This window comes from Micromonospora sp. NPDC049301, assembly GCF_040678715.1.
In the GTDB taxonomy this organism is placed as follows: domain Bacteria; phylum Actinomycetota; class Actinomycetes; order Mycobacteriales; family Micromonosporaceae; genus Micromonospora.
Genome location: NZ_JBFAQO010000003.1, coordinates 146572 through 173523, shown reverse-complemented (window position 1 = coordinate 173523; position 26952 = coordinate 146572). Strand labels below are relative to the sequence as shown.

Annotated in this window: 13 protein-coding genes and 1 pseudogene; 4 read left to right on the top strand and 10 right to left on the bottom strand. The window is 67.2% G+C overall.

Annotation, left to right across the window (positions count from 1 at the left end):
- Positions 1–46 precede the first annotated feature (46 nt).
- Genes AB0K07_RS10655 through AB0K07_RS10645 form a run of 3 tightly spaced genes read right to left on the bottom strand, consistent with a single transcriptional unit; the run spans position 47 to position 6176 of the window.
- Positions 47–4003 (bottom strand): amino acid adenylation domain-containing protein, encoded by a 3957-nt coding sequence (locus tag AB0K07_RS10655; protein WP_363753167.1) that lies wholly within the window; start codon positions 4001–4003, stop codon positions 47–49.
- 17 nt (positions 4004–4020) lie between these two features.
- A complete protein-coding gene (locus AB0K07_RS10650; RefSeq protein WP_363753165.1) occupies positions 4021–4611 on the bottom strand; it encodes a hypothetical protein in 591 nt (196 codons plus the stop codon).
- Positions 4608–6176 carry an AMP-binding protein gene (locus AB0K07_RS10645; protein WP_363753162.1) on the bottom strand — a complete coding sequence of 523 codons (1569 nt, stop codon included), beginning with the start codon at positions 6174–6176 and terminating at the stop codon, positions 4608–4610. The genes AB0K07_RS10650 and AB0K07_RS10645 overlap by 4 nt, the downstream gene beginning before the upstream one ends.
- Before the next feature lie 1056 nt (positions 6177–7232).
- Between AB0K07_RS10645 and AB0K07_RS10640 the strand changes: the two are divergent.
- From AB0K07_RS10640 to AB0K07_RS10625, 4 genes and pseudogenes are all read left to right on the top strand, one after another.
- Positions 7233–7673, top strand: a pseudogene (locus tag AB0K07_RS10640) (transposase family protein); the annotation flags it as partial.
- An 812-nt stretch (positions 7674–8485) separates the two neighbouring features.
- Entirely contained in the window at positions 8486–9802 is a 1317-nt protein-coding gene (serS, locus tag AB0K07_RS10635) for a serine--tRNA ligase (protein ID WP_363753159.1), read from the top strand.
- Between the two features lie 1522 nt (positions 9803–11324).
- Positions 11325–11987, top strand: coding sequence for a hypothetical protein (locus tag AB0K07_RS10630; protein WP_363753156.1), 663 nt, complete (start codon positions 11325–11327; stop codon positions 11985–11987).
- Between the two features lie 49 nt (positions 11988–12036).
- Entirely contained in the window at positions 12037–12468 is a 432-nt protein-coding gene (locus AB0K07_RS10625; RefSeq protein WP_363753153.1) for a hypothetical protein, read from the top strand.
- Between the two features lie 239 nt (positions 12469–12707).
- On the opposite strand, the gene AB0K07_RS10620 is transcribed toward AB0K07_RS10625, so the two are convergent.
- From AB0K07_RS10620 to AB0K07_RS10590, 7 genes are all read right to left on the bottom strand, one after another.
- Positions 12708–14402: a hypothetical protein gene (locus tag AB0K07_RS10620; RefSeq protein ID WP_363753151.1), complete on the bottom strand. Its 1695-nt coding sequence runs from the start codon at positions 14400–14402 to the stop codon at positions 12708–12710.
- Positions 14403–14663: 261 nt separating this feature from the next.
- Positions 14664–19592: a DEAD/DEAH box helicase gene (locus tag AB0K07_RS10615; RefSeq protein ID WP_363753148.1), complete on the bottom strand. Its 4929-nt coding sequence runs from the start codon at positions 19590–19592 to the stop codon at positions 14664–14666.
- Positions 19589–22900, bottom strand: a complete 3312-nt coding sequence (locus AB0K07_RS10610; protein ID WP_363753145.1) for a hypothetical protein — start codon at positions 22898–22900, stop codon at positions 19589–19591. The genes AB0K07_RS10615 and AB0K07_RS10610 overlap by 4 nt, the downstream gene beginning before the upstream one ends.
- Positions 22901–23175: 275 nt before the next feature.
- Positions 23176–23559: a hypothetical protein gene (locus tag AB0K07_RS10605; protein WP_363753142.1), complete on the bottom strand. Its 384-nt coding sequence runs from the start codon at positions 23557–23559 to the stop codon at positions 23176–23178.
- Between the two features lie 174 nt (positions 23560–23733).
- Positions 23734–24480: a hypothetical protein gene (locus AB0K07_RS10600; RefSeq protein ID WP_363753139.1), complete on the bottom strand. Its 747-nt coding sequence runs from the start codon at positions 24478–24480 to the stop codon at positions 23734–23736.
- A gap of 99 nt (positions 24481–24579) precedes the next feature.
- On the bottom strand, positions 24580–25656 hold the full coding sequence (locus tag AB0K07_RS10595) for an integrase core domain-containing protein (protein WP_363753137.1): 1077 nt from the start codon (positions 25654–25656) through the stop codon (positions 24580–24582).
- Between the two features lie 537 nt (positions 25657–26193).
- A partial coding sequence (locus AB0K07_RS10590) for a HEAT repeat domain-containing protein (protein WP_363753134.1) occupies positions 26194–26952 on the bottom strand: 759 nt, incomplete at its 5' end.

Below are 26952 nucleotides of genomic sequence, written 5' to 3'. Positions count from 1 at the left end.
CCATGCGGGCCGTCCCGCCTGGCACTTCCGGACTTTTGCCTCGTCATTAACGACCACCACCGGCGCGTTCCCGCGTGTCCGAGTCGGCGAGGTAGTCGTTGAGCAATTTGGCGATGACCGGTACGTTTTGCGATTCCATCACCTCGTAGTGATGGCCAGGAACTTGATGCACGGTAACCGTCGGTGCATATGAACGCCATCCAAGGTCGTCGCGGGTATCGGTAGAGTCCATCGCCCGAAACAGTACAATGTCGCCGAGATAGGGCTCGATTGTGTACGCCAAGAGCGCAGCGGTGTTCGTCTCGTAGATTTCAAGCATCCGTCGCAGGGCGGGTGCGCCGTAGTCCAGTGGGAGCGTGCCCGCCGCAATTCCATGGTGTAGTAGCTCATCGACGCGGCGTTCCGGCGACATCCGCATAAGATCGTCAACGTCGAGGTCTAGTCGCAGTCCGACCCGCACAAGACGCGCAAGCGCGTCCTCGGCGATCTCTGTCGAGTCCCAGTGCGAATCCGTGTCCACCAAGGCCAGTAGCTCAACCCGCTCGCCGGAGGCTCGGAGCTGTCGCGCAACTTCGTAAGCGATTACGCCTCCCATGGAAAAGCCCAACAAGGCATACGGGCCGGTGGGCTGGATTGATCGCATTTCTGCCAGATAATCCTGCGCCATGGGATGGAGGTCGGTGTGAGGGTCGTGGTCCGGCGCGAGGCCGCGTGACTGTAAACCGTAAACGCTACGCTGCGAGCCAAGGTGCCGGGCGAGGGCGGCGAACTGTACGACCGTACCGGGAAGGGCGTGGAAACAGAAAAGCGGAATCCCCTCCGGGTGAGCGTGCAGCCGCACCAGGCTTCCCGCGCCGCCGTCCCGGCCACCGCGCCGAATCAGGAGGGACAATGCAGCGACCGTGGGCGCCTGGATGATCGCACGTAGACTCAGGTCTACGGCGAACCGCTGCCGGATCTCGGCCACCAGACGTACACTCCCGAAAGAGTTGCCGCCCAAGGCAAAGAAGTTGTCGTCGATCCCGACGTGCGACACGCCGAGGATCCGCGAGAAGATGTCGCATAGCTCTAGCTCAACGCCGTCGCGAGCCGGGCGGGACTCGACGGCAGCGCTGATGTTGACTGCGCGTTGCGCCAGCGCCAATCTGTCCACCTTGCCACTCGGTGTGAGCGGGAATTCGCTTACCGGCACGATGGCACTGGGGATCATATATTCGGGCAGCCGGTCAGCCACAAAGGCGCGCACCCGGTCCACTTGCCCTCTCACGTAGGCGACCAGACGCTTGCCTTCGTCGTCGTGGTGGAGCACGACCACCGCATCTGCGATGCCCGGGCTGGCCTTAACGGCCGTCTCCACCTCGCCCATTTCCACCCGGTAGCCGCGGATTTTTACCTGTCCGTCGTTGCGTCCGAGGTACTGGATGGTTCCGTCCGGGAGGAACCGCCCCATGTCGCCCGTGCGGTAGATCGCCCCATCCAAGCGCACGTCATCGAGACGGACGCCGTCAATGAACTTTTCCTTGGTCAGATCCGGACGTCCGAGGTAGCCCCGGGCAAGGACGGGCCCGCCCACGCAGATCTCACCCGGCGTTCCCAGAGGCTGCGGCCGGAGCCGCTCGTCCAGGACGTAGACAGAGGCGTTGTCGACCGGCCGACCGATCGGCGGAAGCTCGGGCCACGATGCGGGTTCGCCGGAAAGCCGCCAGGCGGTCACGACGTGGGTCTCAGACGGACCGTACTGGTTCTCCAGATACGCTTGCGGTAGTCGCGCGAAGAAGCTTCTCAGCGAGGGCGTGATATGAAGTTGCTCACCCGCGGTGATCACCTCGCGCAGGGTGGACGGGTATCGGCCCTGCGCGACGGCGTGCTCGGCGATTTTTTGAAGGGCTACGAAGGGCAAGAAGAGACGGGTCACGCCCTGCTGCTCGATGAGGTTCAGTAGCCGTTCAGGATCCGGCCGCACGTCCGCGTCAACCATGACCAGGACCCCTCCGGAGGCCCAGGTGCTAAAGAACTCCTGGAAGGCGACGTCGAAACTAATTGCGGCAAACTGCAACGTCCGGTCCCCGGTTCGACATTGGGAGTGGCGCACCTGCCAGTCGACTAGGTTCGCAAGTGGGCCGTGCGGCATTGCGACACCCTTCGGCGTGCCGGTGGAGCCCGATGTGTAGATGACGTAGGCAAGGTCGTCAGCTGTGGACGCCTCCACCTCCGACGCCGATTTCGGATAGTGCGGAAGCGGCCGGTCCACAACCACAACTGAGACGTCGTCGGGTACGGGTATCCCTGCGGCGACGGCATGCTGGACGAGTAGCGTGTCCATTCCGCTGTCCCTGATCATGAAGCTCAGCCGTTCGACGGGATAGTCCGGGTCGAGGGGGACATACGCGGCACCCGCCTTCAGGACCGCGAGCACCGAGATCGCCAGATCGAACGAACGTTCGACACAGATGCCTACGACTCGACCGGCCGCGCCTCGGTGACGCAGCACTGTTGCCAGTCGGTCAGCGGCCCTGTCCAGTTCCTCGTAGGTCATCGTGCGGTCGCGCCACAGCACGGCGGGAGCGTCGCGCAACCGGGCCAGGGTGCGGTCGAAGAGTTCGTGCGCCAGCGGCAGGTCTCGAACGCCCTGCCGCCCAGGCGGCCGCCGGCTGACGACCAGCTCGCGCTCCTGCGGCGAGAGCAACGGCAGGTCGCGTAGTGGCGTTTCGGGAGCGGCCGTCGCGGCGTCCAGGAGAGTCTCGAACCGCGCTGCGATCCACTGCACGGTCGACCGCTCGAACAGATCGGACGAGAACTCTAGCTCGCCTTGGAAGGCCAGGCCTGCGGGAATGAGGCTGAGGAACAGATCGTACTTGGACGCCTCGCCATGCACGTACATTCGCTCGGTTCGCACCGCCGGCAACGTGAGTGGGGTGACCGGGGCGTCGTCAAGGACCATGACCACCTGGAAGAGCGGTGATCGCTCAAGGACCTGGGTGGTCTTCGCAAATTGGCGAACCAGATGGCCATACGGCACGTCTCGGTTCGCGTAGGCCTCCCAGACTACGCCGCGTGTCTGCCGTACGAGGTCTCCGAACGACATCTCTGGCCGCACTGTCTGCCTCAGCGGCAGGATGTCCGTGAGGCAGCCGATGAGCGGCTCGAGCTCGGTCCGATCGCGGCGGGAGATCGGGGTACCTATGACCAGGTCACGCTGATCCGTGTGCCGATACAGCATGGCCTGCAGGGCAGCGGCCACGACGACGAACGGTGTTGACCGAGCATGACGAGCCATTTCTGCAACTTGCCTGCCGGTTTTCTCGTCGATGCGGAAATCGACGCGGTCGCCGTGGCGTTCCAACACAATGGGTCGGATGTAGTCGGTTGGCAGGGTCGAATCAACGGGCACGTCCGCGAGCTGTCGGCGCCAGTACGTCAGCTGGCGCTCATGCTCGGCGCTGCCCGCCCTTATGCGTTGTTGCCGTGCGTATTCCTTAAGCTGGGTGGGTACCGGGACCAATGCGGGCGGAGTCCCGTCAACGGCCGCGCGGTACAGTTCGCTGAACTCGTGGTTGAGCACGCTGAAAGACCATCCGTCGACCACGGCGTGGTGGATTGCGACCGCCAACACCACGTCGTCGGGCTGAAGTTCAAGTAGCGCCGCCTTCAGCAACGGTGGCTCGGCCAGGTCGATAGGCACTGTGACAGCGTCGCGGACGGCATCGCTGAGGCTGTCCGAGGACACTCGGCGACGGTCCAACCGCACCGGCGCTGCTGGTTCGACGATCTGGCACGGCTCATCGCCCACCAGCACAAGCCGGCTGCGCAGCGACTCGTGCCGCGCCACTATGCCGGTGAGCGCCAGCTCGATCGCGCGCACGTCAACGGGTCCACGCAGACGATGGACCCAGCTCTCGATGTAGCGCGAGCGGCCCGCGTGGAGCTGGTCGTTGAGCCAGATGGACTCCTGCTCAAAGGTCATCGGATAGGTCGTGGCCGCCTCGCCGGCCGCCCTCGTCATTGGGGGAGAAGGGTGGATCATGGGCGATACGCCTCCTGTTTATTCGGCCGGTGTGCGCTATCGGCGGCTCGATGGAACGCCCGCGCATTGCCGATTGGACCGTGAATCCGACTGACACTCTGGTTCGCGACGCAACGTGCTGGCTTGCAGATCGCAGGGAGGCCGAAGTCCTTGTGGGATTTCCGCGTCGCCACGACGGAGGTGAGGATCACCTGCCAGATCTCGTCAACGACCTGGGCAGCGATCGGACGGCGCGTGAGTGGCTTGTCGGACCGCAGCCCCACACTCTTGGACTCATTCCCCACAGTCCGATGGGCAGCAACGGCGGCCGACTTCTCCCTGTCGAACCCGTCGCACTTCGCGATGTGGTTGATCATTGCGATGTCGGGGATCTCGTCAAGAGCTGCCCGTTCTTCGACGGGTTCGCGGGTCTGGAGAACAAGTGTCTGCTGAGCCGGTTCCGGCTGCAGAACCGCCGCTAGGCGGGCCGGCCGCCACGTGATGGTGGTGCGGGTCGTCGGAGATGTGCGCCGTAGCTGATCTTGGGTGTCGCCGCCACCACCGCTACCGAAAACATGCAGCCAGCATTCCCTGCAGATTTCGGTCATCTTGCGACCTCTGGCCTAGGCGCCGTGAGATCCAGCACGAGGCGGGCTCTGTCGGTCTTGCCGTTCTGATTCAATGGCAGTCGGGCGATATGGAAGAATTTGCTCGGCTGCATGTATAGCGGCAATCGCTCCCGAACCACCGCACGCAGTTCCGGGCCAGGTACCGGCGCGCCGGTATACACGGCCATGAGTTCCAGTTCCTGGTCCGCAGCCGGCAGCGCCAGCACGACAGCGTCCTCGACCCGAGGATGCTCGCGCATTACTGCTTCGATCTCGCCCAGCTCCACTCGGTGTCCCCTGACCTTGACTTGGTGGTCTAATCGACCGAGGTGGACGAGTTCGCCGTCGTGAACGCACACGCGATCTCCTGTGCGGTACCAGTGAGCCAGTGTCAGCGGCTCGGTGCCGTCGTACGGGAGACCTACATGACCGTCGAAGGTCATGAATCGGCCAATGTTGTCCCGGGGCTCCAGATATCCGGCGAATCGCTGCGGGCCGCGTACGATCAGCTCACCGGATTGAGAAGGGCGTCCGGCTTCATCGAGGATGATTCCCTCTAGGTGGGGGTAGACCCGGCCGATGGGCACTGTAGCATTCGAAGTCGCCGGCCACTCGATGGGATTTGCCGGAAGCCGATAGGCGGTGCAGTTGATGCTGAGCTCGGTGGGCCCGTAGATATTTTCGATAAAGCTCTTGGGCGCGGCACGCCGCCAGGCTTCCGCCTGCGCGACCGTCAACTGCTCCCCAGCGAACAGGCTGCACCGCAGTGTCGGCATCGACTCCGGCGACAGGTGACCGAGGCGACGGGCGAACGAGACGACTGACGGCACCGAGTACCAGTGCGTGATTCCTTCGCGCTGGACGTACTCAACCGGTGCAAGTAACTCAGTCTTCTGCGGCACCACCAGCGTCGCGCCGCCCCCCCAAGCAACGAACAAGTCGAAAACAGACGGATCGAACGTCAGGTCGAAGGTCTGCGAGAGTCGACTTCCCGGGCCCACGTCGTAGCGGTCGATGCAAAAGTCAATGTACGGAAGAACGTTGCGGTGCTCGATCGGGACGCCTTTGGGGACTCCGGTCGACCCCGAAGTGAAAAGGATGTACGCAATACGGCCCGCCTCACCTGGGTAGGACGCCTGGGACTTTACGCCGCTCCGCAACAACCCATGCCACGTCTCACCGGACAGGTCAACCAGGGTTTTCGTCCCCGCGGCGGGCCTCACCTGCTGCCTCCCGGCGTCGTCCACCACGACAGCGTCGACCCCCGCGAGAGCACAGATGGAGACGTTCCGAGCGGGCGGGAACGCGGGGTTCAGCGGCACCACGGGAGTACCTAGGCGCAGCGCAGCTAGGTAGCCGATATATGCGGCCGGGCTTCGCGAGGCCAGCAGCCCGATTGCGGCAGGGTGGCCGCCATGAAGCTCTACCAACCGCGCCGCTAGCGCCTCGGCCGCACGATACAAGTCGCGGTAGGTCAGGCACGCACCGCCAACCTTCAGGGCTACTTCCTCGGGCCAACGGCTGACGCTGGCGGCGAAACGGGCGTAAAGCGTTTGACTAGTCAATTCCGACTCCTGGCAGTCGAAGGGCTCATTTACTTGACACAGAAGACGGGTGTGGAATCTGGTGGGCGACGCACCGTTGCGTGTCCCGGCAAAGGGCGTTGATAGCCTTCTAGTAAACCGCTCGGCAAACCCTTGCCAAAGGCATCAGAAAAGTGACGAGCCAATTGCCTTCCGGCCACGAAGACACTCGCGCCCGTATTCTGCCGGCGCAACTGTGGCGCGACGCACTGTCGTATCGACAGCAATCCCGACATGGCAGGCTGCCCCGCCAACTATTACCTTGTAGGCGACAGCCTCGGACCGCTGAACCGACTGCACCACCAGGAATTTCATGCAGAAATGCGTGACACCGTGGGCGATGGGCGTAGACCGCCCGCCCACCGGCGCCGATTCGCCCTAACGGTTACCGCAGTGACGAACTCGCCAGACGCGAACATTCGATGCCGTATACCTTTGAATTCGGACGGCATGAATGGCTCCCGCAGTGGTGCATGTAGGCACTCGCAGTGGCACACCCAGATTTTGGGGCCAACAGTGGTCCAACGACCGGACAACGTACCGCTGAACCGGCGTCGAGCATCTTCGGATCTATTCGATTCAAAGTTGCCAAGGTCGCATGCATTTTGAGCAAGAAGTACTGCGGGTGGCTTTCGGTTTCCATGGCAATTCCCCCGTGTATGGACACATGCCAGCGCATTGAACCTGCAGCTCGCGAGCCGCTTCTTCACGAAGTGACCCTCACAGAGTAACGCAACATCAACTCCCGTCAACACCCGTCACTCTGCGTAGGAATTTTCACCCAACGGCGAGCATGGCCTGCATCGCAGCTACTCAGCGCGATGACTCTCCGCTCGCGCTCAGAAGTCCGGCACCCTAACCGGTGCCGCGGTTGGCCTGACTCGTCCCGTCGCTGGGCCACCGGTCGGGCCGTATCGGGCTGTTCCACTAAACCCTGCAGCGGGAACTTGTCGATGAGGTCTCCACCCCGGAACCGAGGCTCAGGTTGCGGTCGACGGGTTCCGGCACGAATACAACACCGAGCGGCCGCAACAGTCCATCCCCACCCGGGACCACCGCCTGGCCGCTCCGAGCAAGAACTACCGCTACTCGAAGAACCTGCAGATCGCCATCGACGCCTGCACCCGCCTTGTCATCGCCGTCGGCGACCCGCAGCCAGGCAATCGGAACGACACGACCGTCTACCGCACCTCGGGCATCGACCAGAAGCTGAACGGGCGGCCGGTCATGGCCGACGGCCGCTACCGCGGCGACCCCGGCGTGATCATGCCGTACCGCAAGAACCGCGACGGCAGCCCACTGCCGGACTGGAAGCAGGAGCTCAACGCTCAGCACCACACCGTCCGCGCCCAGGTCGAACACGCCCTGGCCCGCATGAAGTGCTGGAAGATCTTGCGCGACTGCCGCCGCGCAGCCCACACATTGACCGACGCCGCTTCCGGCATCGCTCACCTGCACAACATCATCCTCGCCGGGTGAGTACCAGCGCGGTCACGGGCAACGCCCTCACTGAGTTACGAGACGTCCCTTAGCCAAAACGGCACTCACCGGGCACCACCCTCATCAGCGATACGCATCGACGAAGTAGCGGCCCTTCCCTCACCGGCGGTTATGTTGTCCGCTCGGCTCAAGCAGTACTACGGCAGCCTCCGACTCCCTCCCGACACGAGATCCACTTCCCGGCGTGAACCGGTTATAGGACCCGACGCTCCAGCGCGCATCCGCAGCACACCGGGCCGGGGAGGGCCTCCCCAGTTCCCGCCGCGACCATCTGAACGTTCCGCGCCCCATACGCCGGGGAGTCCTTCGCGGCTGCAATCCAGGAGCTACACCGCTACCATGGCCTTCACCCTGAATTCGGGGGCTCGGCACTCCCTCTGCCCACCCGAAGGCGAGACCTCTAACGACGCCGCAGGCTTCGCTTGATGCTCAGTCGCTCCCCCTGACAGGGCTTCCGACGCTGGGCTTCGACCCGACCCGTTTCCAGACCGAGCCGCCAGCCTGCTACCGGGCCTCCTGGCAGCTACCCGGACCAGACTGACACCGGCAGGCGACGACGAGCTTACGACTCCAGATGAGCTACACACTCACCTCTAGGTCCGCTGGGCGCACGAAGGGCCGAGGCTAGCCCAAACAGGGCCGGCATTTATACATGACTCCCCTGGATTCGCCGAAATCTACCGGCTACGGAAAGCATTCCGCGAACGCCTTACGCTACTACGTATGCCCCACATGCGTAGGCGCCACGGCCAGCGCGACGGCCCGTACTGGCGTACGGTAAGATACCGATCGTGATTAATGTGCAACTATTGCGGGATCCCTCCTTCGTTGAAAAGCTCGGCCTCGCCGCGAAACAGAAGCGGTTGGATTTCGACGCGGACCAGTTGGCTGCCGCCTTCGAAAACAGGCGCAGGATCGTCGGCCTCGTGGACGAGGCGCGCGCCCGACAAAAGTCCCTGTCGAACAGGTTCCGAGACGCCGACCACGAAACTCGCGCTGGCCTGCAGGATCAGATCTCCCGAGCCTCGGACGAAGTTAAGGTTCTGACCGCCCAGCTGAACGCGGCCGAGGCACAGGTTCAGGGCCTAGCCTTACGAGCACCGAACCTCCCAGATCCCACTGCGCCCGTCGGCACGACCGATGAGGACAACGACGTGATCCGCCATTGGGGCGAACCCCGGCGTATGGAACCGGACATGCTCGATCACGTCGAGCTCGCGCGTCGCCTCGAACTCGTCGAGTTCGACCGCGCGCAGAAGTTCGCCGGGTCGCGCAGCATCGCGCTGACCGGTAACGGCGCCCTCCTGGCGCGTGCGGTGCTCGCAATGGCGTTGGACCTGCTGGTCGTCCGCGGTTTCCGACCCGTCATGCCCCCGGTAATGGTGCGGGAAGAAGCGATGGTGGGCACCGGCTACTTCCCGCTCGGAGTTGATGATGCCTACAAGGCGGACAGGGAGGACCGCTTTCTCGTCGGTACCTCCGAGGTGTCGCTGGTCTCTTTGCACCGCGACGAGGTTATTCCATTGTCCAACCTGCCAATCCGTTATGCCGGAGTGTCCTCTTGCTTTAGGCGAGAGGCCGGCTCTCACGGCCGCGACACGCGTGGGCTTTATCGTGTGCATCAGTTCGAAAAGGTTGAGCAGGTGTCGATCATTGAAGCTGATGACGAGCTGTCCGCGCGGGAGCAGTTGGCGCTGTTGGACAACTCCGAGACAGTGCTGAAGGCGCTGGAACTGCCGTATCGGGTAGCTGTCGCGTGTACGGGAGAGATGGGGCAGGGGCAACGATTGAAGTACGAGGTCGAAACGTGGATGCCGAGCCGCGCCGCCTATGCTGAGACACACTCTTGCTCAAGCTTCGGCGACTTCCAGGCCCGAAGGTCCAACATTAGGTATCGCACCTCCGCCGGCGACGCCGCGTTCGCCTACACCTTGAACAACACTGCCGTAGCGGCGCCTCGGATCCTCATTCCGTTGCTGGAGCACCACCAGCAAGGCGAAGGCTCCGTTCGCATTCCCCGAGCCCTTAGGCCTTACGTAAACGGCCTGTCGAGCCTCGACGCAGGAACGTCCTACTCGGAGCTAGTTCCAGCATACGCACCGGCATAACCGAAAGCGAAACCCGTGGAGCGCCTCCCAGCGATGGCTGTAGCGAATCACCACCGGCCGGCACGGCGCTCCACGGGCCAACCGCACCTCTCGAATCCAGGGGCGGTGCCAGTGGTGTCAATGGCACCAAGCCCCGAGATCGCGGTTCCCGTGCGGCAACGTCCGTGCAGAACTAGGACGGGCCGATCGTGAGGAGCGGCGCCGATGTCGCGGGACCATGGCATGACTGGTCCCCGTCGCGAGGCTGGCCATTTCCAATTCTGCCGCCGGTTCGGTGGCCACTGGAAGCCGAAGTGAAGTGACCCCCTGAAAACGGATACCTCCTGACTTGGCATCCTGCCGAGAAGGACGAAACCGCCCCCCAGTTTTACAACGATTCTGTCACGGCGCGTCAGAACCAATTGATACGTCCGCAGATACGGACAGAATGGCGTCCCTTCGTAGCGCCCTCTGCTGCCTCTGCCAACCACTCCTCGGCCGTGGACCTCAATCCGTGCTGACGAGGAGGCAACGGCGGCCGGGCAGGGCCGTTTCCTGGCGTGTTACGCGCTGGCGGACACGTTACGCAGCGCCGGGCCGCTGACTCGTTCTGGGCGGCGCGCCGGCCGGTATCCCGAGGAACATCCTGGAGCGCACCTATCGAGCAGTCAGGCGCGGCGGGCCGAGCAGTTGCACACGATCTGGCTCGCCTACCGGTGGCTGCGTCACGGCCATTCGCTGGCGAGGGTCGAGCCGCTGCTCGTGCACGGGCCGAGCCCGGAACAAGCCGGGGAATGGGTTGACGCGGGCGTGCCCCTCGATCGGGTCATAGCCTGGTACGGCCGCCGGGACCTGGCGGCCTGCCTAGCCTGGGAGCGGTCACCACACGTCAGCGCGGAGGGAACGGCTGCCTTGGACGCCGACATCGCGAGCCACGACGGCACCCGGTCGGCTGCGGGATGGAGCGCGGTGGCACAACGGGCGTTGCTGGGCGACACTACAGGCGAGCGTCCCCGCGATTGGGTCAGCGACGAAGAACTCGACGCCGCATCGGCGATGCTTAAGGCCGATGTGACCGGCGTGGCAGGAACGGCCGGCGAGAGCCTGCGGACGCTTCTACGCCGCGGCTGGATAACCGTTACCACGCCGGACGACTGCCGCACTTACCAGGCGACGCTGACCGTCCACGGCGCACGCCGCCTGTTTCAACGGCAGTGGCGCGCCGACCGCCACCGCCTGGCAGACCTCCGGCTGCCGCCGGCGGCTCGAGCAAACGAGGCGATCGTGGACGCCTGGCGGGCCGCCAAACTCGCCGTGCTGCTGGGGGGCGGCCGACGTCTTCCGGCTGACCGCGGACGACAGCTCGGCCGGCAATCGCCTGTCAATCGCCCTGACCAACCACTTCGACGGGACGGTTCGGCTCGACGACGTCAAACACATCGGCCTCCAGCGCAGAAACGCCCCTCGGAAGCGGCTCGACACCAACGGCATCGCCACCGTTACCCGGCTTGCCGAGGAGCTGGCGGCCCGGCACGGCACACCGATGACCGTCGACCTGCGCCGATTGACCACGACCGGCCCTCGAACCCAGGACGCTACCCCAAAGGCCAACTGGTACGAGACTTTGCCCGCGGTGCTGGCCGATGCCATCACCACAGTGGAACCGGGCAGATGTCCCCGATCGGCCGAAGAATTCATAGCCTGGGTGGCAAGCGGACTACCCCCGCTGACCGTGGGCTGCGGCCACTCCACCGACGGAGCGCACCCTAACTGGGCGACCCACAAGGTGTGCATCACCGACAACCGGGTTGTGCTAGCCGACCACGACGAGCATCAGCGGGAGCACGAGGAATTCTTGGCCGCCCTCTCCGGTGAACAGCTGGCCTGTTACACCGTCGAAAAGTCGCTGCGCGCTTGCGGGCCGCTGTCCGACGCACCAGAACACGACTACCGAAGGCGAGTGTCGCTGATCGGGTCGTACCGCACAGAGTGCCTGGCGTACCGGTGGCTGAAGTCCGGCCACAACGTCCACCAGATCACACCGCTGCTGGAACAGGGACCGAGTCCCGACCAGGCCAGCGTGTGGGCGCAAGCCGGTGTCCCACCCGCGCGGATCGCCACCTGGTACGGCAGGCACGATCTGGCGGGCTGCACTCCGCTGGGCCAGTTACCCGCAGGTCAGCGCCGATGCCGCCGCAGCGCTTGACCGACACGGCGTCGGACCGGACGGCATAACCGCCTGGCAGGCCCGTGACGTGCCGGTCGAGGACGTCGCGGGTTGGCTGGACCGCCTGCGCGAGGGCGCCGTCGCGGAACACGACATCCCCGGCTGGGCGGCGGCCGGCATCACCGGCGACACCTACCTGAAGTACGGGCTCGCCACTATGACTTTGAAGAGGTTCCTGCCATGGCACTCGACCGGCCTGCCGCCGAGGCACATCCGCGCCTACGAGGACGCCGGCGTCCCGCCCAAGGTCGTCAAGGGCCACGGGGCCGCGCTGGGTCTGGCGTCGGATCCGGTCGAGTACGTACTCCCCAACCTGGGCTACGGCCCGAACGCCCACAGGTATCCCGAGGAGCCAAAGAAGTTGCCGAACGGCTGCTCTACTACTCGAAGGAGTGGAGGTGAACAGGCCGCCCCGCGGCAAGGCAGCCAACGAGTCGTCTCGCCGCGCCACCGGTGGTAGCTGCGGATTGTCTCCGGCCTGACCTAGGCTCGCTGCTCCTCGCACGCACGGCGTCATCTCCACAGGCTTGGCCGCCTCCTCCCCGCGCGTGCGGGGGTCATCCCTCCTGGTGGCGCTGCTGCGCGTTGGGCGTGAGGCGTCAACTCCTCCCCGCACCCGGGGTTCTCGGGCTGTAGCCCGATCGATAACCGGCACCCAACAGGGCCCGTCCGTCATGGATAGAGCAAGGACACCGATCGTCAGGGACGGTAGTCGTCGTGGAGAACGACGCGGGAGAACTCGTAGCCGCCTTGGGTACGCCAGTAGTGCAGCCGGCGCGCGGCGGCTGATTCCCGCTGCAGCGCCACTCGCCAACAGGTCGCACCATCAGCGCGGCGAACGTAGGCGCTGCCCGCGCTGCCGCTGCGAAGTTGGTGCACGTCGCGCCCGGCGATGTGCTGGGCCTGACCAGTGAGCACCTCGACCACGACGGCTACGACCTTCGCCCGGCTGATGCCTTCAAGCTGTTCAATGGAATCCAGGAAGCCGGGGGTCAGCACATACGTGGCAAGCGGCTTGGCAGCCTTCTCGGGGGCGGGAATGCGCTGCGCCCACTCACCGGTGACCTCGTAGCGAAACTGGTCCTCGGGATCGAGGAAGAGCGGCCCCTCCGAATCAGGCTGGTCGGCGCGGCTCTGCGCGCTCTTGAGCTGCTTGACCAGCCGCTGCCGAGCAAGGTCGGCGCCGCGGTAGCGGGTCTGTAGCTGTCCAATGGACCGAGTCGCTTGCGCGCACTCAGCTTCCAGCTCAGCGGCTCGGCCTCGTAGACCCGTCAATTCGTCGGCGAGGGCCTTGCGGGTCGCCCGCTCGGCCGCCAGCTCGTTGCTCAGCTGTGCGACACGCGCCTGCTCCCATACCGGCATGGCCTCGGCGGGTCGCGCCATCACCGGTTGCTGCGCCGGCGAAAGCCGGCGGACCAGGTCCAACGGCGTCGGCTGCCGCGGCGCCACGTTCCGCACAACTGGTGACGGTGGCGCCGCCAACGGCGGTGAGTGCGCCGGGGGCGAAGGCGCCGCCACCCCCGGGGGCTGCGGGGCGGGTGGACGCAACCACGGCGGCCCGCCCGGAAGCAGACTCGGCGCTGACTTTGCCGGCTCCTCGTCATCGACGTCGTCCAACCGCAACCGCAGCGGCTCCAACGCGACGAGGCGGCCAGTGACGGTTTCCCCGACACTGAACAGGCCGCTCAACGTGTCGTTGGGGTTGGTGGTAACCGCCTCCCGGCCGAGCTCGACCACAAGGCCGGGCAACAGCCGCACGGTAACCACGTCATCGCTTACGGCGGCCACCTCAGCCAGAACCACGTCACCGATCTGATACGCCTGATTCACAGCCGCGAGGGCGCTGGCGAGGTCGGTGAACCGCAGCGCGGCCCGCACGTCCAGGCGCCGCGAGTCCCGGTCGTAGCTGCCCGCGACTGACTGCCCCTTGACGAGCACCTGGTCCAGTGTCACGCCGGGAAGGGTCAACTCCTCCCACACCATCGCCGCCGACATGTCTTCCAAGGTGACCAGCGCCCGCGAACCGATGACGCCCTGCACACGCCCCGACCGCTGCTGAGACCCCGCAGGCGTGCGGGACTCGACCAGTCCGGCTGCCATGGCTGCTTGCAGCGCATCGCTGATCAACTGATCGGTGATGCGTTTGCGGTCGTCTGGCGAGTAGGCGAACCGCAACCTGCTACGCCCAGGGTCAGAGACCCAGGCATGATCGACTGGGTACACCCGGCCCGCGCCGCCGTACACCTGGGTCATGGCCGGCATCACCCGCGAGAACGCCCACGAGACGTCGCTCGTGGGCATCCGCACCACCTCAGCCAGATCGCCGACCGCCTGCTTGATCTCGTCAGGATCACCGAACGGCTCGTCGTACCCCGCCGGAATTGTCAGCACCACGACCGGCCACCGCCGCCCAGGCATCAACAACCGGTGCGCAAGCTCGCTGGCCTCGTCCTCCGAGACAATGCGACATACCTTCGGCGGCGGCGCATCAACGCCGGCTACCCCTCCGCTAGCCGATCGGCCCACAGGACCCGACCACCTCTCCAAACGAGTTGCATCGGCGGATGTCGATTATCGAAGTCACCACGCTCCGCAGGGGCCACGGCCCACTGCGGCGACCAGGAAGGGGTAGGCGAAACCGCAGCCAGCCCCACATCACCACACAGCAACGCCGATCAGCATGAGATCGTCTGCACCGTCATCCAACGGCGCTCCGGCTATCGGCTGCAGGCCCGCCCCGACCACACCGTGGGCATCGCGTCGGAGCCAGAGCCGCCCTACCGCGGCGTCGCCGTCACGGCGGGCGAGGACGACACGACCTTCGTAGAGGTCGAGTTGCCCGGAGGTGACCGGCTCGAAGACCTCGCCGGGCGCCTCCGTCACCAGGAATCGGCGAGTCGCGGTAAGCGCAGGCCCGACGTCCGAGAGCGAGACCCGCAGCGCTCCGACCGACGCCTGATCGCGCTTGCCGAGGAGGCGGCTGAGCACGTCCGCCGCCACACCGCGACGTAGCTGCTCGTGGTAGCGCTCGTTGCGGAACACCCGGAGGCAGCGGTAGCAGCTGGTCTCCGGGCCGCATTCACAGTCGCGGACCCGCTGCAGGGCATGGTTGAGTACGTCCCGCAGCCGCTCAGCGATGCGCCGGACGTGGCCGGCTCCCCCGGGCACGGTGTCGTACAGCATGATCACGCTGCGGCCGGCTTCGGTTCGGTAGACCGTCGCGTCGATGTCGTCGCGGGAGATCTCGAGCGCGCGCACCGCCCCCTCCACCAGTGCGTACGCGACCGATCGCCAGGCGTTGTCCTCGACTCCGACCACGACGGCACCATCGAAGCTCAGGTCGAGGACGTCCGTCTGATATTTGTGGGCCAGCGACAAGTTCTCCATGCGGCCACGGCACTCGCGGCCGCTGAGCGGACTCTGGTGGTCAACCCGACCGTCGATGGCCCGGCCGGCGAAGCCACAGGTCGCGCAAACGAGGAAGCCGCGTCCCATCGCACCGTCGCTGATTGCCACCAGCTCGCCCCGGGCACCGGCCCGGATGGTGATCGCGCCTCCGGCGAGGTCCAACTTGTCCGCGTAGAGCTCAGCGCCGGGAGACACGACATGGGTTGCGCCGTGCCAGGCCCGGCGCGGCGCGCTGGTGGGTCGCCGGCCCGTACCGCGCGCCGCGACGAAGCCGAAGACGGGAATGGCGTACTGACGGGGTACGCCGACGAGGGCGGAGCCGCAGGCCGGGCACTCCTGGTCGAGGCGGTCGATCGAGTCGCGGTAGTGGCCGCATCCGTCGCACACCGCGTAGTAGCGTCGCTCAAGGTCGCGTCCGGGCAGCCGGTACAGGCCAGCCGACTGCCAGACCAGTCCCCCGGCGACGACCTCTGCACCGGGTGCGTACTCATAGATGGCCGACGAGAGGTCTCTGGAAAGCTCTAGTTGCTTGGCGATGGGGGCGTCCGCGAAGGCCAGCCGCAGCTCGACGGTGTCGACGGGAAACCCGTACTTTGGCAGGACGTTTCGGTTGGCAAGCAGCCCGAGCAGTTCGCGGCGAGTGATCGTGTTCATCACGCGGCCGTACCGCGCGGCCTTGTCGTCCTGGCGGGCGGTGAAGGCCTCCTGCCGCTTCTGCTCGTACGTGTCAACATCCTGCTGCAGCTCGGCCCGGACCGACTCCAGCAGGTCGACCAGGTGCTCGACCCACTCTTCGGAGTCGACGCCGATGATGTCGCGCACCTCGGCCGGCAGCACCTGCCGCAGCGAGTCGGTGACCCGCCCAGGAACTGGGTTAAGGAAGTCGCGGACCAACGTGACTGGGGCGATCCCGTCGTCACCTGGCAGGAAGAACTCCCCTGCCGTTCGCCAGATGGTGCCGTGGGACCGAAATTGGTGCCGGAAGAATGCGGCGAGCGCGACGGAGTGGGCGTGCCGCCGATCAATCCGCACGTTGGTCAGGGGCACGTACGGCGCCCGGACCTCGCCGGCGATCATCCGGTCGGGCTCGGCGAACCGAGAGAGGTCATGCGAGCGGCGCTGGGCATAGGTGAGCACGAGCGCGGCTGAATCGGTTCGGCGGCCGGCCCGACCAGCCCGTTGGACGTAATTCGCGGTGGTCGGAGGCATGTTGCGCAGCATGACGGCTTGCAGCTCACCGACGTCGACACCGAGTTCGAACGTGGTGGAGCAGGAGAGGGCGTTGACTTCGCCGCGGACGAACTGCTGCTGGATTTCGGCGGCTCGTTCGCTGGTCCACTGGGCGGTGTGTTCGAGTACGCGCAGCGGCACTGGGTTCATGTCCCGGTAGACGTTGCGGTAGTGGTCCGGGTCGGTGTCCACCGCAGGCGACGTCCAAGGTTCGAGATCGCCGGTGCAGGCCATGGTGGGGCAGGTGGCGCGCACGTTGAACGGGGTGAGCTTGCGGCACCTGCTGCACTGCCACATGGTCAGGCCGCCGACCGTAGGCGTGCAGGTGATCAAAGCGGAGTCGAGCTGATGGACCTGCCCGATGCCGGCTTCGGTGCCGGCGATCAGCCACTCGGCCTGTGGCCCCTTGGTCAGCAGGCGCCACACGCCCTCCAGCAGTTGGATCGGGTCCGCCTGCCGGTCGAGCCGAGCAAGCACGCGGGTCACGAAGTCGGCCCGCCGGTTGGTCCCCCTGGTCGGCAGCCAGCTGAGCACCTTGCGGCGCGCGTCGGAGCCAGTGCCGCGTACGTAGATCGGGCCGAGCCGCGGCTGGAACGCCTCGTCGCGGGGGTCCACTCCGTCAAGGGCACCGACGGCGCCCTGGAGCCGAATCGATCGGATCAACTCGGCGAGCAGCGCCCAGACCTCCTCGTCGCTGAGGCCGAGGGCAAGCAGCGGCTGGGGTGGTAGCCAGGCAGGGTCGCGGGACATGTCCCAGGCGATGAGTCCCCTGCCCTCCAGGGAGTTGCGTTCGTCAACGCCGACAGCCTCGACCTGCGCCCAGAGGGCGACCTGCCTCTCCCGAGCCTGTCGGCTCTGCCGCCGTTCGAAGATGCCGTACCGGTCGGCTACTCGGGAGGTGTGGTAGACGACGTCGGTGAGGCGAACCTCGTCGTCGGCCGCCGCAGCGGCGACGGCACCCTCGTGGAGCAGCCGCCGACGCTGCACCCGCTCGTAGGAGTCTTCGAGGTACGGCGCGAAGTACGCCGCAGACTGCCGGCTGTCGCTGAACAGCAGCAGCTTGCGCCCGCCGCCTCGCAGGCCCTGCTGGACGGGATCGGAGGCCACGGGCAGCTTCTGATAGAGGGCGGTCGCCAGGACCGAGGCGGAGGCTTCGTTACCGCTGGCGAAGAGTCGGATCAGGCCGGCTCCGCGCCCCCCGCACGCGAGGCAGGCCGTGAGCTCGTCGCTGCGCTGCCGTAGGAAACGAACGGCGCGCATGGCGCCGTCCGGGCAGCGCGGGCAGTTGGCCGCCTTACCGATCTGGAATACCCCGCACCGGGTGCACAGCGCGCCCAGCTCGCCGGCCGCCTGGGCAGCACCGCTGAACATCTCCTCGTCCTCGTCGGTCGCCACTTCGTCGACCAGCGCCATCCACACCTGCTGCTCGTCGCGGGAGCGGCGGGACCGGAACACGGTGAAGGTGCCGACCCGCTCCAGCGTGCCCATCAGGTAGACGGTGCCGCAGCGGCGGCAGGTGCCGAACTCGAAGGCGGCGTCGCCGCACCGTCCGCAGCGCTCGTGCCGGGTCAGACTGACGTGCGGCCCGTTGACTCCGAGGCAGGCGAAAGCCCCTTCCGTCGCGCGGGCAAAGAGGTGGTAGCGGGCGGAGAGCACCGGTGTGCCGTCCTTGTCGTGGACGCTGTTGGCCAGGGCGACCATCGACGCGGTCGCGGACGCGCCGCTACTGGGGAACAGGGCCTGGGCGACCTCGTGCAGTGGTATCGGCCCGTGGGCGAGCAGCGCCTTGAGCCGGCGAACGCGCTGCTCGTACGCCAGCGCCTCGGCGGGGTCGTCCCCGGCGTACCCGTGCTCGCAGGCGAGGGCCACGACGGCACCGGCGGGGTCCGGCGCGTTTAGCAGTTTCTCGTACGCCGCGGCGGGCAGGGGTCCCCACTCGGGCCCGGGCGGCAGCTGGACCCGGTCGGCGGTGATGACGTCCTGCCTCGCCTCATCGGCGGGGTCGTACTCGAAGGGGACGGGGAAGAGGGAGGCAGCGAAGTCGACCACGGCTCCCATGTCGCTACCGACGGTCGCGCTCGTCGCGATGCACTGCACCGGTCGGCCCGAATCCACCCGGTCGGCGAGTCGGCGCAGCAGCATCGCCAGCTCGGCCCCGCGAGCCCCGTCGTAGACGTGCGCCTCGTCGACGACGATGAACTGCCAGTGCCCGGCGTGTTCACCCTCGAAGAGGTCCATGTCCAAGGGCCGCAGCAGCAGGTATTCGAGCATGGCGTAGTTGGTCAGCAGGAGGTGCGGCGGTCGCTGCTGCATCTCCTCCCGGCTGAGCAGTTCGTTGGGCAGCGGCCGCTCGCCAGGGTTCTGCTGCTCGAAGACCTCCACGGCCTCCCGGCGACTCCGGCGGGTCTCACCCGTGTACCGGCCAAAGGTGATGTCCGGCGCCTCGGCCAGCAGGCCCCGCAGCCGCTTCATCTGATCGTTGGCCAGCGCGTTCATCGGGTACAGCAGCAGCGCCCGCACGCCAGGCCCGAGGCTGCCCGCCGCACGTTCGGCCATCAGCCGACTCAGGATGGGGATGAGGAAGCTCTCGGTCTTGCCGGATCCGGTGCCGGTAGCGACGACGATGTTGCGCCCTGCGGTTGCCTTCCGGATCGCCCGCTCCTGGTGTTGATAGAGCGGACGGTCCATGGCCAGCCCGGCGCCCAGGCTGGCGATGCCGGGATCGAGCACGCCCGCGTCGATGAGCTGCCGGGGTGTGGCGCTGGTGACGTAGGGCGGGGTCGCCTCGAGCAGTGGCCCCTTGGTGATCTCCTGGTTGATCGCGTCGCCGATCGCAGTTTCGAGCGCGGTCGCGAGCCGGGGATCCTTCGGCTCCACGAGGGAACGAAGATAGCGCCGGTAGGTGGAGACGATCGCGTCGCTGGTGGCGAGGGGGTCGAGGATCATTCGGCTGCTCCGGCTCCGGTCAGGAGGAACTCCGTGAGGAGAAGGTCGATGGCGACGAGACGGGGTGCGCTGCGGGCGAGCGTCGCGTGTGGGGGAAGGATTCGTGGCAGCAGCCCGGCCGGGGCCGCGTGCCCCCGGGCGGCCAGCCGCGCCACGAAGGCGAACGCCAGCGACAGCGCGGGGAGAGCGAGCCACCCTCGAGTCGGGTTGCGGGCCTGTAGCGCGGCTACCACCCGTGGCCCACCGCACTCGGCCAAGGGCTTTTGCAGGGCGCGCAGCAGCCCCTCCGCGTTGCTGGAGAGCCGTCCCAGGCCGGGCCGCACCCGTACCTCGAACAGGTGGCGGGCCGCAACCATCCGTTCGTCGGCGTCGAGCAGGCCGCCGGGAACGACGCGCATCGCCCGCCACACCCGGTCGCGTTCCTCGGCCGGCAGCAACGCGAACACCTCGGCCGACTGGTCGAACCTGCCGACCGTCTCGTACGGATCGGGGCCGCCGGCGAGCAGGTGCACGGCCACCTCCCCGCACACCGCGGCGATCTGTTCGCCCAGATCGGCTTGGGAGGCGATGTCAGGCAGCCGGTGGGCCGAGGCGAGCATTGCGGCCAGCGGGCTCGCCGTCCATAGCCGCGCCTCGTCGGCCGCACTGACGTACCTGCCGGGAGGCAGGGCGATCAGACCGGAGTGCACCAGGGGCGCGACCACCTGGTCCGCCGAGGCGCGGTGCTTGGTGAGCGCGGCCAGCGCGGCGGCGGGATGCGGGCGCAGGAGCGCCGCAGCGCCCCGGATGTTGGCCGTGACGCCTCGGGCACGGAGGTCGTCCGCGCGCGGGTAGAGGTCGAACAGCAGCGGCGCGATGTCCGGCCGGTCGGGCAGGGCACCTGCTCCGGCCAGGTACGCCGAGACCGCCTCACCCGCCGGGTCCTGACCGGTCGGATGCCACTTCAGCTCGGCGAGGTCGAAGGAGTTGTCGCGGCCGGGCCACTCCGGCCAGTCCGACGGCAACCACGGATCCTCGATCCGCAACAGCGCCACGAGGGGCCCCGCCGTGGTGACCCGCGTGGGGAGCTGGTCGCTGACCAGGTCCGCGCTGAGGCGCGCGAGGTACGGCGGTTCCCACGGCGCGTACATCTGGTACAGCGCGGCCGTCAGCCCCTCGGCCCGTACGCCGTCGACCAGCACCAGCCGGTCGTCCTCGAGATGCACCGCGCTGGCGAGGCGTCGAGGTACGCAGCGCGCTGCCGGGAAGTCCTGCCCGTCGAACCGGACGTCGAGCTGGGCGAGCCCGTGGGCGCCGACCGTGTCGGCGATGGCCGCGAGCCGGAACCGGGCCATCGGCTGCCCATAGGTTTCTCCGGACGGAACGGTTTGCAGCTCGCGGCCCCCGGACCGGACGATCAACCGTGCGTCCGCCGCCCGCGGCAGCCGCACCAGCAGTTCACCCTCGCCGATCGTCTCGGTGTCCAGGCGCAGTGGTTGCAGGGACCATTCGCCGCGGCTGCCGCCGCCCAGCCGTTGGAGCGCCATGTGGGCGGGCGTGACCCGTACGGTGGTCGCGCCGCCCGGGCTGTCGAGCTGCAGCTCGACAGCAGTGTCGGCGGGGCCCAGGTGGGTCATTGGGGGCGTGACCGACAGGTCGGGCAGGGTGGCGTCGGCTCCTACGGTGGCCGGTTCCAGCCCGTCCGCCGTGATCTCTCGCCAGGCGGGGTAGGAAATGACGGACAGCCCCTCGGCGAACTCCAGCGTGCGGGCCAGGCCGCGGCCGAGCGGACCTCGAACGGTGATCTCGTAGGGGCCGACCAAGGGGCGGGCAAGGTCCCGCCACGGGTCGACCGTCGTGTCGTGGTCGGAGGAGAGGCTCTCGGTGTGCAGGAGCTGACCGGAGCCGGGTCGGCGGATCCGGATCGACCAGTCGGTGCTCACGCCGGGCTCGGTCGGCAGGGTCAGCCGTGGGGCCGTCGCGATCACCGGTGCGCCGGCGAGGCTGCTCACTCCGGGCAATGGCTGGGCGAGTTGCAGTTGGGCGCGGCGGGCACCCTTGACCCGGCGGGGTGTTCCGCCACCAAGCCGCAGCTGCGACACCTGGCGAAGGTCGGCGCGCCGCAGCGTCCAGCCGAGCCAGCCGTACGGAGCCGGCACGTCGTACGTGTCGGCCAGGTCGCCCTCCACCTGCAGCTCGAGCGGCCCACCGCCGTCGCTCTCTTGCGGGTACAGCAGCCAGACCGGCTCGGGCGGAAAGCCGGTGGTTGCCGGCACCCGCCGGCCGTCCTCGGTGAAGACCAACAGGGGATCCCGCCGGTCAACAACATCCAGCTCGTACTCCTGGTCGTAGCCGGCCAACTCCACCGTCGCCTGACGCGCGGGGCGTGCGATGGCTACCACCGTTGCGGGTGCCGTCTCGCTGGTGCCGGGCCAGCGGGACTGGCTGGCGACCGATTCGACCTCGCCATCGAAGCGCAAGTGCCACATGACGCGACCGTCTGGTGCGTCGTGTACCGGCGGCAACCACACCAGCAGGCCACGGCCGAACGGCTCCAACTCCAGGTGGGGGCGCTGCTGCGCCGCCACCGCAGCCGATTCCATGCGCTCTGAATTGCCCGTCCAGTCGAGCTGCTTCGCCTCCGCGAGCGCGTGAGCCTTGGCAATCAGATGTGGGGAGAGTCCGAGTCCGTCGGCGGTGAACCCCGGCTGCCGCAGCCGTTCCAACAGGTCGAGGCAGCGGTCGACAAGGTCCGCGGCGTAGTCCTCGCCGCGCTGGATGAACCGCTGCACCGGCTTGTCGGTCCCGTTCAGGCGCGACTCCCGGCCGGGCGCGAGCGCCCAGGCGAGGAAGCTCTCGCCAGTGAGTCCGGGCTCGCGGGCCTGGCGGTGCAGGAGGAGATTCAGCAGGTCGCCGAGGCAGTACGCGGGAACCCCGGCGTGCATGAGGATCTCACCGACGTAGACCTGCGGCAGACCAGGGAACCGGGCCAGCCGGAAGTAGTCGAGGTTGAGGCGGAAGGCCCTCCCCCAGAACGTTTGGTCGACCTGGCCCGGCGCCTCGTTGTGGACGGCGCTCCAGTAGTCGCCGTGCTCGTACCCGACGGCACCGATCCCAGCCAGGCCGACGACCAGGCACGCGGGGTAGTGACGGGTGAGCAGTCGCTGCCGCTCCAGGGGCTTGCAATACCAAAAGACCCGTCCCAGGGCGCGGATGACCTCTTTGGCGTGGTCCTCCGGCGCGTCGATCTCGGCAACCAGCGACACCGCGCGCAGGGCTGGCGCCCACTCGGCTTCCCGGAGCCGAAGTATCTCGGATGCGTGTGACACGGTCTCCCTCTTCTGGATTGGGGTCGTCAGCGCGGTAGGGCGACTATGCAAGCAAGCCAAGGCGTCTTCAAGACCAAACCGACGCCTGAGCATCCGCCCTACCCGATCGGTCATCGAGGTGGGCCCGGTCGGCGGCAGCGGTGAACAGGTCAGATAGGACGTCGCCCCACTCAGGGGAGTGAGAACTGGCGGCGTTGACATCGCCCGCCGGGCGGGCCGGTCACCTGGCGGGCAGGTGGCAGGCCCGGCACTCGGATCACTGGATCCCGAACGCGTCAGGCCGTGTCCGCCCGGCCGGTAGGGCCGGCCAGCTCAAGCTGGGGTAGCAACGCGGTGACGTCCTGGTGCCAGCCGCGGAGTTCCGCGACCGTGGGTGCGAGTTCGTAGGTGTGGTGGTGCATCGCGCGGGACAGGCCGTGCCAGGCGGTGCGCGCCGTCGAGGCTGCCTCGGCACCGGCGAAGGTGGGCAGAACGAGCAGTTGGTTGCGCATGGGGCGGTCGACGACGGACGGGGCGACCTGGTCCCAGTAGTGCCGCAGCCCCTGTTCAAGGGCGAGGCGGGTCAGGCAGGCGGATCCACGTAGCCAGCAGTGGCGCATGCTGGACGGCGGGTGGAGCAGCAGCTCACTGGCAGCGCTCAGATACGTGTGTTGGCTCACGGCTGGCTCAACCTCCCCACCACCGCCCGCGCGTCGGACACGAGCCCGGCGAGGTCGCCGGAGCTCCCGCCGTGTGCGCCACGGTTGGCGACGGCGACCACCCGCGGGCTGCGGGGTGCAGCCGCTCCAGCGAAGCTTTCAGTTCGCCCGAGCGTCGATGGTCCGACAGGAGCGTCAGCGCCAGGGTCGGTCGCAGACCATGCGCCTCGCTGATCGCCGCCTCGGTCTCTGCGATCGGCAGCCCGGCCCGGAAGTCACGGGTACGGATCCGCTCGTGGCAGGTGTATTCGAGGCGTCGCGTATGAGGTTGCAGACGACCGGACGGCGGACCTCGTCGGCCATGTCGTCGTCGCGGACGATGGCCGCCGCGTCGTCGAGGTAGCGCCGGGCGGGGTCGCCGTACGCGTCACCGGTGACGGTGACCTGGGACTGCGCCAGCCTGCTAACGATGCGAATCCGAGCGTCGAGTTGCAGGTGTCGCACCGCAGCCGGGAGGCGGTCGTCGTGGGTGAAGACGATGACCTGCCGGTGCTTGGCCACCTGGTTCAGGACCTTGGCCAGCCCGTAGACCTTGGCTGGGTCCATGGACTGCACCGGGTCGTCGATGACGAGGAACCGGAACGGACTCTGGTGCATCGTGGCACGAGGCAGGAAGAGCGCCAGGGCGAGCGAGTGCAGTTCGCCCTGGCTCATCACCCCCAGCGCCGCCCCGGGTACGCCGTCGACGTTGACCTTCAGGTCCACCCGCCGATTGGTGCAGGTGCCGGCGAGTTGGATCGCGCCGAGGTCGACGTTGCTCTCCTGCCGCAGCCTGTTCCAGATCTCGGTCGCTTCCGCGGCCACCGGTGCGAGCTTGTCGTTGCGGATGCTCCCGCCGACCGTCTGCAGCCAGGTGACCGCGGCCTTCAGCGCCGAGAACATCTGGACGGACTGACGGCTGGCCTGCTCGGTGTCGATCCAGGCGCGGATCTGGTCGGCGAGCGGCTGCCAAGCGTGTACCGCTCGGAAAGTCGGTCAGGGCTACGCCACCTGGGAGTATTCGTTGATCACCCCGTTGAGGATCTTCCTACGGCGCACTCGTGCGGCGGTCAAGTCGACGACCGGTCGTGGGGGTATGTCGGTGGCGTTGGGCGGTTGTTGGCCCCGGGCTTGGTGCGGCCGGTGGTCGCTATAGTGAGCCACGTACTCCCCGAGGGTGGCCAGTAGGTGCCGCCTGTTGTAGATCAGCATCCGGTCGAGACACTCACGGCGGACCGTACGCACCCACCGCTCCGCGTACGCGTTCGCCCGAGGCGCCCGAGGCGGGGTTCGCAGGATCTCGATGCCCTCGGTGGCGAAGACCGCGTCGAACGGCGCGATGTACTTGCTGTCACGGTCCCGGATCAAGAACCTGAACTGAGCGACTCTGTCGCCGAGGTCCATCAACAGGTTCCGGGCCTGCTGAGTGACCCACTCCCCCGTCGGATGCTCGGTGGCGCCGAGAACGTGAACCCGCCGGGTGCCGACCTCCGTCAGGAACAGGACGTAGATGCGGGTCAGCCCGATCGTGTCCACGTGCAGGAAATCGCAGGCCAGGATGCCCTTGGCCTGGGCGGTCAGGAACTCGGTCCAGGTTGGCCCGCCGCGCCGCGGAGTCGGGTCGACGCCGGCGGCGGTCAGGATCGTCCACACCGTGCTCGGCGCTACCCGATAACCCAATCTGAATAGTTCGCCCTGCACCCGGCGGTGACCCCAGGTCGGGTTTTCCCGGGCCAGGCGCAGCACCAGGGCGCGGATCTCCGCCCGTATCGGTGGGCGCCCGGGCCGTCGTTTCGGGTAGGTCCACTTCCGGGCGACCAGCTCACGGTGCCACCGCAGCAAGGTGGCCGGGGTAACGAAGAACGTCGACCAGCGGGACCGAGGCAGCAGCCGAGACAGGGCTGACAGCACCAACCGGTCGACGGGCTCGAGGTCCGGGCGTGCGACCTGGCGGCGTAGCACCGCGACCTGATGACGTAGGACGACAATCTCGACGTCCTTGGACCGCTCGCCGCGCATGCCATGGACCGCCAGCCGCAGGATCTGACACAAGATCAGGTACCCGAAGGACAGGAACATGCCCGCCACCATGCCCCTCGACCGGCTGGCTGGGCCGCACAAAACGGCACCTCAGAGGCCAGAACCGGGTTTCCGAGCGGTACAGGTCTCAGCTGACGGGACCAGCTACTGGTCCGGCACGGCGGAACTGCGCGACCGGCATCGGTGTAGAGCAGACCCGTCACTGTGACGACCGACGACCCGTAACTCCTGGGACACAGGCCATGCTGGGAGCAGCGTGCCCTGACCACTTCGGTATCCACTGGAGGGTCACGGCGTACCGATCGGCCGCATCACCGCAGGTCAAAGCCCTCGTCTCTGTCCGGCGTCGGTGAGCACTTCAATCGCGGCGACCTCGTCGTCAACCTGCACCCAATCTGCTCCGAGTTGCAAGGCCGGGCCGAGCCGGTGGCCCTGACGTCGCCCAAGCGCCTTGGCGCTCCGCTTTGGCACGTCCTCATCGGGCAGCGCGAGGCCGACGTTTAGTCAACGCGACCGGGGCGCCGAGGCGCAGCGAGCACGGTCGGCGGCATGTGGGTGCGCCCGCCATAAGGAGCGTTAGCCAGCTCGGCGTTGCGGTGGCAAGTTTACGGACGGATCGACTGGTACAGGTTCATCCATTTGTCTACAGAGCGTGTCATACGCGTCGTCCACTCCCGACTGTTTATTTAGACTGTAATCATCGTCGATAGGAGAGGTGCAGGCGGCAGCTAGAGCTGAGCGTATTCCGCTTGCATGTGTCGTGTGCCGGCGAGACAACTCGACCAGTGTGCGCCCGGCATGACGCCGCAATCCTTGATCTTTATCTGCAAAAAGGGAAACCAACGCTTCTATTATCTTTTTCGTCGGCGGAGCTTGCCTTAGCACCCTTACAGCCTGCGCCCGCACACTGGGTTTGGCGTCACTGATGGCGATCTCGACCGCTGCGGTGATCACCGGCGGGGTCAGCGCCTCGCCCCGCGCCAACACTTCCACCGCTTCCCCCCGCACGCCTGCGTCGCCGTCACCGGTGGCCACCTCGACCAGTGCGGTGATCACCGGCGCTGTCAACGCCTCGCCCCGCGCCAGCGCTCTCAACGCGTCCATCCGCACGTTCACGTCGGCGTCCCCGGTAGCGATCTCGACCGCTGCGGTGAGTGCCGGCCCGGTCAACGCCCCTCCTCCCGCCAACGCAGCCATCGCCATTGCCCGCACGCCCACATCCGCGTCACCGGTGGCCATCTCGACCAGTGCGGTGATCACCGGCGCTGTCAACGCCTCGCCCCGCGCCAGCGCTCTCAACGCGTCCATCCGCACGTTCACGTCGGCGTCCCCGGT

Excerpts from the sequence above, each read along its gene's own strand:
- AB0K07_RS10650 (WP_363753165.1), bottom strand. The coding sequence starts at position 4,611 with ATGACCGAAATCTGCAGGGAATGCTGGCTGCATGTTTTCGGTAGCGGT.
- AB0K07_RS10595 (WP_363753137.1), bottom strand. The coding sequence starts at position 25,656 with ATGTTCCTGTCCTTCGGGTACCTGATCTTGTGTCAGATCCTGCGGCTG.
- AB0K07_RS10615 (WP_363753148.1), bottom strand. The coding sequence starts at position 19,592 with ATGATCCTCGACCCCCTCGCCACCAGCGACGCGATCGTCTCCACCTAC.
- AB0K07_RS10655 (WP_363753167.1), bottom strand. The coding sequence starts at position 4,003 with ATGACGAGGGCGGCCGGCGAGGCGGCCACGACCTATCCGATGACCTTT.
- AB0K07_RS10600 (WP_363753139.1), bottom strand. The coding sequence starts at position 24,480 with ATGTTCTCGGCGCTGAAGGCCGCGGTCACCTGGCTGCAGACGGTCGGC.
- AB0K07_RS10630 (WP_363753156.1), top strand. The coding sequence starts at position 11,325 with ATGACCGTCGACCTGCGCCGATTGACCACGACCGGCCCTCGAACCCAG.